This window comes from Burkholderia puraquae, from assembly GCF_002099195.1.
Taxonomy (GTDB): Bacteria; Pseudomonadota; Gammaproteobacteria; order Burkholderiales; family Burkholderiaceae; genus Burkholderia; species Burkholderia puraquae.
Genome location: NZ_NBYX01000014.1, coordinates 114,816 through 127,957, shown reverse-complemented (window position 1 = coordinate 127,957; position 13,142 = coordinate 114,816). Strand labels below are relative to the sequence as shown.

General features: G+C 62.8%; 12 protein-coding genes and 1 pseudogene. 7 read left to right on the top strand and 6 right to left on the bottom strand.

Annotated elements, in window-relative coordinates; all coding sequences use genetic code 11:
- Positions 1-396 precede the first annotated feature (396 nt).
- Positions 397-1,641 carry a flagellar hook protein FlgE gene (gene flgE / locus B7G54_RS25020; RefSeq protein ID WP_085041501.1) on the top strand — a complete coding sequence of 415 codons (1,245 nt, stop codon included), beginning with the start codon at positions 397-399 and terminating at the stop codon, positions 1,639-1,641.
- A gap of 105 nt (positions 1,642-1,746) precedes the next feature.
- On the opposite strand, the gene asd is transcribed toward flgE, so the two are convergent.
- The 5 genes from asd to leuC form a co-directional block, all read right to left on the bottom strand.
- Complete coding sequence (gene asd, locus B7G54_RS25015) at positions 1,747-2,868, bottom strand: aspartate-semialdehyde dehydrogenase (RefSeq protein WP_027791140.1); 1,122 nt, start codon at positions 2,866-2,868, stop codon at positions 1,747-1,749.
- A gap of 299 nt (positions 2,869-3,167) precedes the next feature.
- The gene (leuB, locus tag B7G54_RS25005; RefSeq protein ID WP_085041499.1) at positions 3,168-4,235 is read right to left on the bottom strand and encodes a 3-isopropylmalate dehydrogenase; all 1,068 of its coding nucleotides are present in this window, start codon (positions 4,233-4,235) and stop codon (positions 3,168-3,170) included.
- A 79-nt stretch (positions 4,236-4,314) separates the two neighbouring features.
- The gene (leuD, locus tag B7G54_RS25000; RefSeq protein WP_085041498.1) at positions 4,315-4,965 is read right to left on the bottom strand and encodes a 3-isopropylmalate dehydratase small subunit; all 651 of its coding nucleotides are present in this window, start codon (positions 4,963-4,965) and stop codon (positions 4,315-4,317) included.
- A gap of 67 nt (positions 4,966-5,032) precedes the next feature.
- Positions 5,033-5,179, bottom strand: coding sequence for an entericidin A/B family lipoprotein (locus B7G54_RS24995; protein ID WP_085041497.1), 147 nt, complete (start codon positions 5,177-5,179; stop codon positions 5,033-5,035).
- 3 nt (positions 5,180-5,182) lie between these two features.
- Positions 5,183-6,592: a 3-isopropylmalate dehydratase large subunit gene (gene leuC, locus B7G54_RS24990; RefSeq protein ID WP_085041496.1), complete on the bottom strand. Its 1,410-nt coding sequence runs from the start codon at positions 6,590-6,592 to the stop codon at positions 5,183-5,185.
- Between the two features lie 178 nt (positions 6,593-6,770).
- Here leuC and B7G54_RS24985 point away from each other — a divergent pair.
- Positions 6,771-7,202 (top strand): annotated as a pseudogene (locus tag B7G54_RS24985) (alpha/beta hydrolase); the annotation flags it as partial.
- Positions 7,203-7,632: 430 nt separating this feature from the next.
- On the opposite strand, the gene B7G54_RS24980 reads toward B7G54_RS24985, so the two are convergent.
- The gene (locus tag B7G54_RS24980; protein ID WP_085041495.1) at positions 7,633-8,262 is read right to left on the bottom strand and encodes a TetR/AcrR family transcriptional regulator; all 630 of its coding nucleotides are present in this window, start codon (positions 8,260-8,262) and stop codon (positions 7,633-7,635) included.
- Between the two features lie 132 nt (positions 8,263-8,394).
- Here B7G54_RS24980 and B7G54_RS24975 point away from each other — a divergent pair, with 132 nt between their 5' ends.
- The 5 genes from B7G54_RS24975 (at position 8,395) to B7G54_RS24955 (ending at position 13,132) form a co-directional block, all read left to right on the top strand.
- Positions 8,395-9,477: an alkene reductase gene (locus B7G54_RS24975; RefSeq protein WP_085041494.1), complete on the top strand. Its 1,083-nt coding sequence runs from the start codon at positions 8,395-8,397 to the stop codon at positions 9,475-9,477.
- A gap of 56 nt (positions 9,478-9,533) precedes the next feature.
- Positions 9,534-10,322 (top strand): SDR family NAD(P)-dependent oxidoreductase, encoded by a 789-nt coding sequence (locus B7G54_RS24970; protein WP_085041493.1) that lies wholly within the window; start codon positions 9,534-9,536, stop codon positions 10,320-10,322.
- Between the two features lie 253 nt (positions 10,323-10,575).
- Complete coding sequence (locus tag B7G54_RS24965) at positions 10,576-11,421, top strand: alpha/beta fold hydrolase (RefSeq protein WP_085041492.1); 846 nt, start codon at positions 10,576-10,578, stop codon at positions 11,419-11,421.
- Positions 11,422-11,476: 55 nt separating this feature from the next.
- The gene (locus B7G54_RS24960; RefSeq protein WP_085041579.1) at positions 11,477-11,875 is read left to right on the top strand and encodes a helicase; all 399 of its coding nucleotides are present in this window, start codon (positions 11,477-11,479) and stop codon (positions 11,873-11,875) included.
- Positions 11,876-11,881: 6 nt separating this feature from the next.
- The gene (locus tag B7G54_RS24955; protein ID WP_085041491.1) at positions 11,882-13,132 is read left to right on the top strand and encodes an NADH:flavin oxidoreductase/NADH oxidase family protein; all 1,251 of its coding nucleotides are present in this window, start codon (positions 11,882-11,884) and stop codon (positions 13,130-13,132) included.
- Positions 13,133-13,142: the final 10 nt, after the last annotated feature.

Below are 13,142 nucleotides of genomic sequence, written 5' to 3'. Positions count from 1 at the left end.
CGAAAATCAAAATAAATCCCGCCGGTCACCAACGCCATTCAAATCAATTTCAATTGATCGATAAGAGGCCAATTCCCCTCTCTTATCGTCGAATTGCACATCGCCACGGCAAAACCCCCGTCTTACAAGGCTCTCCGACCTCATCCGCGTTCCATTGCTCATACGAAATCAATCATTTCGTCAGCAATTCAATTACATTACACAAAATTACACAGATCAAATAATTGCCGTCGCTACGATCGTCTTCAAACAAGAATCGGCGCAATTCGACCATCGCGCTCGCACCTGCCGGAAAGGCGGACGCGCGGTCGGCCGGGTTGACGCCGTGAGGTGCCAGGGAGGCATCGCGCAGTCGAACGACTGCATTTACTTACCAGCTCGTTACGGGGATCGAACATGGGCTATCAACAGGGTTTGAGCGGGTTGGCCGGCGCGGCGAACCATCTCGACGTGATCGGCAACAACATCGCGAACGCAAACACGGTTGGCTTCAAGCAGGGTCGCGCGAACTTTGCCGACATGTACGCAAATTCGGTCGCGACGTCGACCAACACGCAGATCGGCATCGGCACGCGGCTCACGTCGGTGCAGCAACAATTCGGCCAGGGAACGATCAACACGACGAAGTCGTCGCTCGACATCGCGATCAACGGCAACGGCTTTTTTCAGATGTCGAACAACGGCGTGACGACGTACTCGCGTGACGGCGTATTCCACCGCGACAAGAGCGGCGCCATCGTCGACGCGCAAAACCGCAACCTGATGGGCTATGCGGCCGGCCCGGGCGGCGCAATCAACACCGCGGCGACCGTGCCGCTGCAGGCGCCGACCAACAACATCGCGCCGCAGGCGACGTCGAAGATCACCGGCCAGTTCAACCTGAACTCGCAGGACAAGGTGCCGGCCAAGACGCCGTTCAACGCGGGCGACAACACCACGTACAACTACAATTCGTCGATCCAGGTGTACGACACGCTCGGCGGCGCGCAACAGGTCTCGATGTATTTCACGAAGAACGCGGCCGGCACCTGGCAGGCCTACGCGGGCGTGCAAGGCCAGACGCCGACGAATCTCGGCACGGTCACGTTCGACGCCTCGGGCCGGATCAGCTCGACGACGTCGGCCGCCACCGGCCAGCCGACGCCGAGCCTCGGCCAGTTCGCGTTCTCGATCCCCAACGCGTCGGGCGGCGCCAATCCGCAAAACCTGACGCTCGACTTGAGCGGCACGACGCAGTTCGGCGGAAAAAGCGGCGTGAACAATCTCGCACAGGACGGCTTCGCGAGCGGCACGCTGACGACGTTCTCGATCGGCACCGACGGCAAGCTGACCGGCAATTACTCGAACGGCCAGAGCGCGGTGCTCGGCCTGATCGCGCTTGCGAACTTCAACAACCCGAACGGGCTCGAGAACATCGGCGGCAATCAGTATGTGGAAACCGCCGCGTCGGGCGTGCCGCAGATCTCCGCGCCGGGCAGCACGAACCACGGCACGCTGCAGGGGAGCGCGCTGGAAAACTCGAACGTCGACCTGACGACCGAGCTCGTGAACCTGATCAAGGCGCAGCGCGATTACCAGGCCAATGCGCAGACGATCAAGACCCAGCAGGCCGTCGACCAGACGCTGCTGAACATGCGCTGACCCGCGCATGAAAAACGCGCCGCGCCAGCCTTGATGTGTTCAAGGCCGACGCGGCGCGCAATCTTGTGCAACGCGGCCCGCGTATCGCGGGCCGGACATGCAGGCTTACTTGTCGAGCAGGATGCGCAACATGCGGCGCAGCGGCTCGGCCGCGCCCCACAGCAGCTGGTCGCCGACCGTGAACGCCGACAGGTATTCGCCACCCATCGCGAGCTTGCGCAGGCGGCCGACCGGCACCGTCAGCGTGCCCGTGACGTTCGCCGGCGACAGGTCGCGCATCGACGCTTCACGCTCGTTCGGCACCACCTTCACCCAGTCGTTCGCCGAAGCGAGGATGCCGTTGATCTCGTCGAGCGGCACGTCCTTGTTCAGCTTGATCGTCAGCGCCTGCGAGTGGCAGCGCATTGCACCGATCCGCACGCACAGGCCGTCGACCGGGATCGAACCCGGCTCGCCCATGGCCGGCTTGCCGAGGATCTTGTTGGTTTCCGCGCCGCCCTTCCACTCTTCCTTCGACATCCCGTTGCCGAGATCCTTGTCGATCCACGGAATCAGCGAGCCGGCGAGCGGCACGCCGAAGTTGCTCGTCGGCATCGCGTCGCTGTTCATCGCGGCCAGCACGCGGCGGTCGATGTCGAGGATCGCGGACGCCGGATCGGCGAGCTGTTCCTTCACCGCGCCGTTCAGCGTGCCCATCTGCGACAGCAGTTCGCGCATGTTCTGCGCGCCCGCGCCCGATGCGGCCTGGTAGGTCATCGCCGTCATCCAGTCGACGAGGTTCTCGCGGAACAGGCCGCCGAGCGCCATCAGCATCAGGCTGACCGTGCAGTTACCGCCGATGAAGTTCTTCGTGCCCTTGACGAGCGCGTCCTTGATCACGTCGAGGTTGACCGGATCGAGGATGATGACCGCGTCGTCCTTCATCCGCAGCGACGATGCCGCGTCGATCCAGTAGCCGTTCCAGCCGGCCGCGCGCAGCTTCGGGAACACGTCGTTCGTGTAATCGCCGCCCTGGCACGTGATGATCACGTCGCACTTCTTCAGCTCGTCGACGTTGGTCGCGTCCTTGAGCGTGGTCTCGTTTTTTGCGAACGACGGCGCTTTGCCGCCCGTGTTGCTGGTGCTGAAAAACACCGGTTCGATCAGGTCGAAATCGCCCTCTTCCTGCATGCGCTGCATCAGGACGCTGCCGACCATGCCGCGCCAACCTACGAGACCTACGTTCATGACTAACCCTTTGATGGAGCTTCCCCGCCATTTCCGTCCCCGCTGTGACCGCGCGGGGAAAAAGGCGGGCACGACGGACGATCAGCGTTTAATGATCGTTTTCGTGGTAACGGTTTTCGTGATGACGATGGCGCGCGCACCCGCACGGGCAATGTTGCCGTGGAGTTTCAAGACCGGGGAGATCAGGGAAATAAGCGCCATCGTTCGAGTCTACACAAAGCCGGTGGCCCGCACAACGGCCAACCGCATGCGAACCGGCCGATTTCGCGGCCCGTTCGCACCCTTTCTACATGATTGCGTTACAGCGCCGCGACCACCGCGTCGCCCATCGCCGTCGTGCCGACCTGCTGGCAGCCCGGCGTCGCGATGTCGCCCGTCCGGTAACCCTGTTCGAGCACCGTTTTCACCGCGCGCTCGATGCGATCGGCCTGCTCGGCGCGATTCAGCGAGTAGCGCAGCATCATCGCGGCCGACAGGATCGTCGCGAGCGGGTTCGCAATGCCCTTGCCCGCGATGTCCGGTGCCGAACCGTGCGACGGTTCGTACAGGCCCTTGTTGTTCTTGTCGAGCGACGCCGACGGCAGCATGCCGATCGAGCCCGTCAGCATCGACGCCTCATCCGACAGGATGTCGCCGAACATGTTGCCCGTGACGATCACGTCGAACTGCTTCGGTGCCTTCGCGAGCTGCATCGCCGCGTTGTCGACGTACATGTGCGACAGCTCGACGTCCGCGTATTCCTTCGACACGTCGATCATGACGTCGCGCCAGAACTGCGACGTTTCGAGCACGTTCGCCTTGTCGACCGACAGCAGCTTCTTCGCGCGCTTGCGGGCCGCCTGGAACGCGACGTGCGCGATGCGGCGCACTTCGGGTTCCGAATAGCGCATCGTGTCGAAGCCTTCGCGTTCGCCCGCGAACAGGCCGTCCGGTGCAGCGCGCACGCCGCGCGGCTGGCCGAAGTAGATGTCGCCGTTCAGTTCGCGCACGATCAGGATGTCGAGGCCCGCGACCAGCTCGGGCTTCAGCGGCGATGCATCGACGAGTTGCGGATAGCAGATCGCCGGGCGGAAGTTCGCGAACAGTTCGAGATGCTTGCGCAACCCGAGGATTGCCTGCTCGGGGCGCAGCGCGCGCTCGAGCGAATCGTACTTCCAGTCGCCCACGGCGCCGAACAGGATCGCGTCGGCTTCCTTCGCGAGCTTCAGCGTCGCGTCCGGCAGCGGATGGCCGCTCGCCTCGTAGCCCGCGCCACCGACCGGTGCCTGTTCGAGTTCGAACTTCTCGTCGAGTGCGTTCAGCACCTTCACGGCTTCATTGACGATTTCCGGACCGATGCCGTCGCCGGGCAGCACTGCAATCTTCATGCGAAATTCCTGACTGGGTAGGTTTTTATGGAGGCAGGCCGGCGAACGCGCCGCCGGCGCGTCCGCCCGAGAGGCGCTATCAGCCGACCAGCTTGGTGTTGAGCCACGGCTGCTTCACGAGGCGCTCGGCTTCGAACTGGCGAATCTTGTCCGCATGGCGCAGCGTGAGGCCGATGTCGTCGAAGCCATTCAACAGGCAGTACTTGCGGAACGCGGCGATCTCGAACGGATACGCGCGGCCGTCGCCCGTGCGCACGACCTGCGTGTCGAGATCGATCGTCACCTCGAAGCCATTGAACGCGACCGTCTCGTTGAACAGGTGATCGACCTGCTGCTCGGTCAGCACGATCGGCAGCAGCCCGTTCTTGTAGCAGTTGTTGAAGAAAATATCAGCGAAGCTCGGCGCGATGATCGCGCGGAAGCCGTACTGCTGGAGCGCCCACGGTGCGTGCTCGCGCGAGCTGCCGCAGCCGAAGTTCTTGCGCGCGAGCAGCACGGATGCGCCCTGGTAGCGCGGCTGGTTCAGCACGAAGTCGGGATTCAGCGGACGCTTCGAGTTGTCCTGGCCCGGCTCGCCGTGATCGAGGTAACGCCATTCGTCGAACGCGTTCGGACCGAAGCCCGTGCGCTTGATCGACTTCAGGAACTGCTTCGGGATGATCGCGTCGGTGTCGACGTTCTCGCGATCGAGCGGCGCCACGACGCCGGTATGCACAGTGAATTTTTCCATGATCCGTCTATCCGGTTGAAGGGCCGGCATCCAGCCGGCGCCCATCGCAAATTCTCGGTCGGTGGCGTCAGTCCGCGGCGCGCTGAAGCGCGTTGCCGGCGGCGTTGACGTCCTGGCCGAAGCCTCGGACGGTATTGCAGCCCGCGAGGCCGAAACCCAGCCCCGCCAGCGCCAGCGCGGCAACCAGCCGCGCAATGACCTTCGATGCCGTCACGCGTTACCCCAGCTGGCGAATGTCGACGAAGTGACCTTCGATCGCCGCGGCCGCCGCCATCGCGGGGCTCACGAGGTGCGTGCGACCGCCCGCGCCCTGCCGGCCTTCGAAGTTGCGGTTCGACGTCGACGCGCAGCGCTCGCCCGGATCGAGCCGGTCGGCGTTCATCGCGAGGCACATCGAGCAGCCCGGCTCGCGCCATTCGAAGCCGGCGTCCGTGAACACCTTGTCGAGCCCTTCGCGCTCGGCCTGCGCCTTCACGAGGCCCGAGCCCGGCACGACCATTGCGAGCCGCACGTTCGACGCGACGCGACGGTTCAGCTTCTTCACGACATACGCGGCGGCGCGGATGTCTTCGATTCGCGCGTTCGTGCACGAGCCAATGAAGATCTTGTCGACCTTGATCGATTCGATCGGCGTGTTCGGCTCGAGCGCCATGTAGGCCAGCGCGCGCTCCATCGCGTCGCGCTTGACCGGATCCTTCTCGCGCTCGGGATCGGGCACGCGACCGTCGATCGACGTGACCATTTCCGGCGACGTGCCCCACGTGACCTGCGGGACGATCTCCGCTGCGTTCAGCTCGACCACGCGATCGAACTGCGCGCCTTCGTCCGACTTGAACTGGCGCCAGTATTCGACGGCCTGCTCCCATTCCGCGCCGGTCGGCACGAACGGACGGCCCTTCAGGTAGTCGATCGTCGTGTCGTCCACCGCGACCATGCCCGCGCGCGCGCCGGCTTCGATCGCCATGTTGCAGACGGTCATGCGGCCTTCCATCGTCAGCGCGCGGATCGTCGAGCCGCCGAATTCGATCGCGTAGCCCGTGCCGCCGGCCGTGCCGATCTTGCCGATGATCGCGAGCACGATGTCCTTCGCGGTACAGCCGCGCGGCAGCGTGCCCTCGACTTTCACGAGCATGTTCTTGCTCTTCTTCTGCAGCAGGGTTTGCGTGGCGAGCACGTGCTCGACTTCCGACGTGCCGATGCCGTGCGCGAGCGCGCCGAACGCGCCGTGCGTCGACGTGTGCGAATCGCCGCACACGATCGTCATGCCCGGCAGCGTCGCGCCCTGCTCCGGCCCGATGATGTGGACGATGCCCTGGCGCACGTCGTTCATCTTGAACTGCGTGATGCCGAACGCATCGCAGTTCGCGTCGAGCGTGTCGACCTGCAGCTTCGAGACGGGATCGGCGATGCCGTGGCTGCGATCGGTGGTCGGCACGTTGTGGTCCGACACGGCCAGGTTCGCGCTGATGCGCCACACCGGGCGCTGCGCGATCTTCAGCCCTTCGAACGCCTGCGGGCTCGTGACTTCATGCAGCAGCTGACGGTCGATGTAGAGCAGAGTCGTGCCGTCTTCCTCGGTGTGGACCACGTGGGTGTTCCACAGTTTGTCGTAGAGAGTCTGTGCCATGGGTATGCGGGGTCGTTGTGACTACAAGCCTTGCGGATGCGGTCGATTATGCCACGCAGAACGCGTCACGGCGCAGGCCGGATGCGAAAAAACCCATTAAAAACAGTGGTTTGGCTGGTAGTGCCAATACCTGTATCGGCATTACCCGGCAAACGGGGCAGCTTTCGATTAGACGCGGATAGTCGCCCATCCCAACGGTGGGGCAAAGGAGCAGGCCGCTGGACTGCATGTCCTGCGCCTGGCCGAGCATGGCTACATCGCGATCGCGATGGATGCCGCGTATCCGGGCGGCAGTGGCGATGAGCCACGCGGCACGGACAAGCCCCAGTTCCGCACCGAGGACATCCACGACGCGGCGGACTTCATCACCCGCTATCCGGGTGTCGATGTCACGCGCCTGGGGTTGCTCGGGATCTGCGGTGGCCGCGGGTATTCTTTGAATGCTGCCAAATCCGACAAGCGTTTCAAGGCAGTGGCGACGCTGAGCATGTTGAATTCTGGACGGATTCGCCGCAACGGCTTCGCGGATCCGCAGTTGAATACGATCCAGCAACGCCTGAAGGAGGCCTTGGACGCATGCGCCCAAGAAGACTTCGCGCCAAAGGCGCTCGAGTTCCTTGGACGATAAGTTTAATAGCGCCCACGAGGGCACTCGATCAACGCAGACAGGCTTGCGTAGTGCGAAGCAAGGCACGTATGAGGAAGCAGACGTCTCGTTTTCCAATTCGCGCCGAGCATCGGCTGTCGTTTTCGAAATTCGATAATCATAAGGATTCCAATATGACTGACGACTTCTCGTCGTCACATATCTGCCGAGATGCAGGCCGACATATTAGAAAATGAGTTCAATATTTCGGCGCCCCCCCCCCAATGACCTCGATCTCGGAACGTCAATGGCTCTCCACGCTTGGGGCATGGACGGTTTGGAGCCGAATGATAAATGAGGAGAACGATAGTTGGCCTCACAGGGAACATCAGTCGTCGGAGCCCTTGTATTCCATGAACTCCAACACCTTCAAGGCGACCATCGGCGCCCGGTGTCAATTTGACTTAGCGGGGCTGTCGTTACCATGATTGCGGCCCGGTTCGCGCGCTGTCGCCGATGGGCCCAGTGTCGCGAGAATCTTGTCGCGGCATACCGTCAGGATTTCGTCGGCCAGTGGAGAATCGTCCGGGCACGCGCGCGACAACACAATGGCGCCGACCGCATGCGCCATGATGTCGAGGCAGTTGGCTCGCGCCTCCGCCGAGTCTGCACCGTCAGACGAACCACGTTCTTGGCTTAGCGCCGCCAGCAGCCTTTCGATACCGTCCGCGAACGTGGCCCGGACCGCTTCGGGTTGACGCGCGGCATCCCCACCCAGCGCGGCCATCGTGCAGCCGGTTGCGCGCGAGTCGCGGTGCTCGCGCGCGAGATACAGCCGCACGAACTCCGATGCGTCCACCCCGGCCGACAGCGCAACGGTCTGCGCCATGCCGCAGGCCGCCGATTCCGCCATCAGATCGGCCTTTGAGCTGAAGTGTTTGTAGAAGCCGCCGTGGGTGAACCCAGCTGCGCCCATCAGATCCGCTACTCCGACCCCATCAAAACCGCGCTCCCTGAATAGCGTCGACGCTGTTTCAACGACGCGAGCCCGGTTGGCCTGTGCCTGTGCCTTGGTGACTTTCACTTTTCCTCTCCGTGGGCGCGTTCCTGTCTGATGGCTTGACTATACATTGATGTTGATCGTCATCAAAGCCTTGACACGTTAGATTATGGTCGTCATCATTAAACCATTCCCACCACCAGACGACGGAACAACATGTCAGAGAAAACGCTTTTCGAGCCGTACGCCCTCGGTGGCCTGCCGCTCGCCAATCGCATCGTCATGGCACCGCTGACCCGCAACCGTGCCGGCGCGGGGCTGGTGCCCAGCGAGCTGGCCGCGACCTACTACGCCCAGCGCGCGTCGGCCGGCCTGATCATCACCGAGGCCACCCAGGTTTCGGCCCAGGCCCAGGGCTATCAGGACACGCCCGGCCTGTACACGCCCGAGCAAATCGCTGGCTGGCGGAAGGTCACGGACGCCGTACATGCCAAGGGTGGACGCATCTTCGTGCAGCTCTGGCATGTGGGCCGCGTCTCGCACACTGACCTGCAACCTGGCGGAACGGCGCCGGTCGCGCCTTCCGCCATCCGCGCCGAGACGAAAACCTTCGTCAACAACGGATTTGCCGACGTGTCCGAGCCACGCGCCCTGGAACTCGCCGAACTGCCTGGCATCGTGAACGATTTCCGACAGGCTGCGGCCAACGCTATTGCCGCCGGTTTCGACGGCGTGGAAATTCATGGCGCCAACGGATATCTACTGGAGCAGTTCATCAAGGACGGGGCCAACCATCGCACCGACGACTACGGCGGCTCGATCGAAAACCGTGCGCGCCTGCTGCTCGAGGTGGTCGCCGCAGTGGTCAAGGAAATCGGCGCCGAACGCACTGGCGTGCGCATCTCGCCCGTTTCGCCGGCCAACGGCATTTCCTGCAGCGATCCGCAAGCGCAATACGACTACATCGCCGAACAGCTCAGCGCCCAGGGCGTCGTCTATCTGCACGTGGTCGAAGGCGCAACTGGCGGCCCACGCGATGTGGCGGCGTTCGACTATGACGCGCTGCGCCGCCGTTTCAAGCAGACCTATCTGGCCAACAACGGCTACGACGTGGAATTCGCCACCACTCAACTCAATGAGGGCAGAGCCGACTTGTTCGCGTTCGGCCGTCCGTTTATCAGCAACCCGGACCTGGTCGAACGCCTGAAGCACGGTGCACCCCTGACGCAACTCAACCCGGCGACGCTCTATGGCGGCGGCGCGGTGGGCTACATCGATTACCCGACGATTTCCGGCTAAGACTCCCTCCCTTGATTGAGCCTCCGCCAGAAGAACCCTTGCAAAGGAAAGTACCCATGACCACGCTTCCGACAGTCCTTATCACCGGCGCCTCCAGCGGCATCGGTGCCACCTACGCCGAGCGCTTCGCTCGGCGCGGCCATGACCTCGTCCTTGTCGCCCGTGACAAGGCGCGACTCGATGCGTTGGCAGCGCGCCTGCGTGAGGAAAGCGGCGTGGCTGTAGAAGTGCTGCAGTCCGACCTGACCCAGCCCACCGATCTGTCCGCGCTCGAGGCGCGTCTGCGCGATGACAATCGAATAGGAATTCTGATTAACAATGCCGGCGTGGCTCAGTCGGGCGGCCTCCTGCAGCAAACCCCTGAAAGCATCGAACGCCTGATCACGCTCAACACGACGGCGCTGACGAGGCTTGCAGCCGCGGTCGCGCCACGCTTTGTGCAGTCCGGTAACGGCTCGATCGTCAACATTGGCTCGGTGGTAGGTTTCGCGCCCGAGTTCGGCATGTCGATCTACGGCGCGACCAAGGCATTCGTGCTGTTCCTGTCGCAGGGCCTGAACCTCGAGTTGTCGCCCAAGGGCGTTTACGTGCAAGCCGTCCTGCCGGCGGCGACGCGCACGGAGATCTGGGAGCGCGCCGGGATCGACGTGAACACGCTGCCCGAGGTGATGGAAGTGGGAGAGCTGGTCGACGCGGCACTGATTGGGTTCGACCGTCGCGAACTGGTCACGATCCCGCCGCTGCACGTAGCTGGGCGGTGGGACGCGCTGGATGGCGCTCGCCAGGGACTGATATCGGACATTCGACAAGCACACGCGGCCGAGCGCTATCAGCTCAACACCTGACTATTGCCGTTTCTGCCTTTGGCGAGAGTCAGGTCGTGCCTGATCTGCAAAAAACCGCTTCTTGCATCCCGACACTGCACCTATGGTTGTTTCAGGGTTCACCGTGGTCAGTAAAGCAATTGCAGCAAACGGCGGAGCGACCAATACCACGAGGACATTGCGCCACAAGTGTCTGGCATTTCTGGCGCATTGAAGCTGCGAAGCTGCGGCGACGAGACCGACATCTCGACACATGTTCTCAATAGGTGAAAACATGACTGACAACCATATCACTACACCCACGCGCTTCGTGGATGTCGAAGGTACCCGCTTCGCCTACCGCCGCTGGGGTAACGCAGATTCTTCGCAGCCGCCGTTACTGTTCCTGCAGCACTTCCGCGGTGGCATGGACAACTGGGATCCACTGATGACGGACGGTCTTGCCCAAAGCCGCGAAGTCATTCTCTACAACGGTCGAGGCGTCGCTTCCTCCGGCGGGCAACCACGAACTCGCATTGAGGACATGGCCGATGACGCAGCGGCCTTCGTTCGCGCACTCGGCTTGCAGCAAATCGACGTGCTGGGCTTTTCGTTGGGAGGGTTTCAGGCGCTGGACCTGGCCTGGCGCCATCCCGAGCTCGTGCGCAAGCTGATGCTGCTCGGCACCGGGCCGCGCGGGGGTAATCCGGAAATGGAGCCGCGCGTATTGACCACCGCGGTCAATCCTGTCCCGGTGTTCGAAGACTTCCTCTACCTGTTCTTCGGACGATCAGCAGAAGCCGAGCAGGCGGCAAGGGCGTTCTGGGAGCGGCGTCATATGCGAGCCGACCAAGATCCGCCATCGTCGCCCGAGGTCTCGATCGCACAGATCGAGGCCAACCTGCTGTACATGCCGAGGCTCTCGGAAGACGATCCTTTCGCGTATCTGCGCGGCATCCGGCAGCCTACGTTCATCCTCAATGGCGTGAACGACGTGATGGTCCCGACGGTTAACTCCTTCTACATGGCGCGCGACCTGCCAAATGCGCAGTTGTTCATTTACCCGGATGCCGGCCACGCCGCGCAGTTTCAGTACCCGCAACGCTTCCTGGGTCACGCAGTTCAGTTCCTGAGCGAGTGACGCGGCGGTCGCCATGGTCCGAACGCACTTTTCTCAGGTCAAAAGGATGCCCGAAATGCTCAAGTTCAAGTTCCTGTTGTGGGCATTCGCCCAGATGCTGAGACGCAAGATCAGGAGCGACGCCAACGCCGCGCGCTACGTTGCGTCCAAGAGCCTGGTATTCCAGATTCGTACGGTTTCGGGTGCCGGGCGCTACTTTGTTATCAACGACGGCACCGTCCGATCGTTTGCGGGACTGGCAGCGACTCCTCGATTCACGCTCACCTTTACGAGTGCCGCCAAAGGCTTCGAGATTCTGTCGGCCAAGGATGCCCAGGCGGCTTTCCTCAGAGGGGTGGGCAGTAAAGACCTGACCGTCAGTGGCGACTTCCGGGAAGTGTTGTGGTTCCAGGGCCTTACGGCGTTCCTGCAGCCTCCGAAAGTCGTCTTGCCTTACGACCGCACCGTCTTCTGAGTTGCCATGAAAACAGATCTGCTGAACCAGCCACTGCACCTGCCCAATGGCAGCGCGCTGCGTAACCGGCTCGCCAAGGCCGCCATGAGCGAAACCCTCGGCACCTACGATAATCGCCCAACACCGGACCTGGTGCAGTTGTACCGACGCTGGGCTGCGTCGGGGCTCGGACTGATCATGACAGGGAACGTGATGATCGACCGCCGCGCGTTGGGCGAGCCCGGGAATGTCGTGATCGAAGACGAGGCGGACTTGCCCGTGCTACGCCAGTGGGCGGAGGCCGCCACCGCGCAGGGGGCGTCGATCTGGGTGCAGCTTAACCATCCCGGAAAGCAATCGACCAAGGGTTTGAACGCCTTCAACCTGGCGCCCTCCGCGGTTCCTTTCCGCGAGGACATGGCGGCATTCTTCGAGACACCGCGCGAAGCGACCCCGTCCGAGATTCAAGGCATCATCGAACGCTTCGGGCGCAGCGCGGCCATTTGCAAGAAGGCCGGGTTCAGTGGCGTAGAGATCCATGGAGCACATGGTTATCTGATCAGCCAATTTCTTTCTCCGCACCACAACCGCCGCAGCGACGAATGGGGCGGCAGCCCCGAGAAGCGGCGCCGCTTCGTATTGGCCGTCTATGCGGAAATCCGCCGGCAGGTCGGCCCGGACTTCCCGGTGGGAATCAAGCTCAATTCGGCCGACTTCCAGCGCGGTGGTTTTACGGAAGAAGAATCGATCGAGACAATCCGCGCGTTGAGCGATGCGGGGATCGACCTGATCGAGATTTCCGGCGGTACCTATGAGGCACCTGCCATGAGCGGCGCGATGCGAGAACCGAAGAAGGAATCCACCGCGGCCCGAGAAGCCTATTTCCTTGATTTTGCCCGGAAGGTGCGCGCAGCAGTCAAAGTGCCACTCATGGTGACCGGTGGTTTTCGCACCGCTGCCGGCATGAACGCGGCGCTGCACTCCAGCGCGCTGGATGTGGTGGGCTTGGCGCGGCTGCTCGCGATCGATCCCGATGCCCCCGCCGCCTTGCTTCAAGGGCGCGATAGCCTGCAGCAGGTGCACCCAATCAGTACCGGCCTCAAGGCTGTCGATCGCCTCGGAATCATGGAGGTGCTGTGGTACACGCGCCAGCTCAAGCGCATTGCGAGGGGTAGAAAACCGCGCCCCGACGAGGGCGGCCTTGCAGCATTCTTGAAGTCTGCTTTCAGCAGCGGCTGGGGGACGTTTCGCACGCGCCGTCTGCGGGCGCGGAATTGAGCGCCGTGGG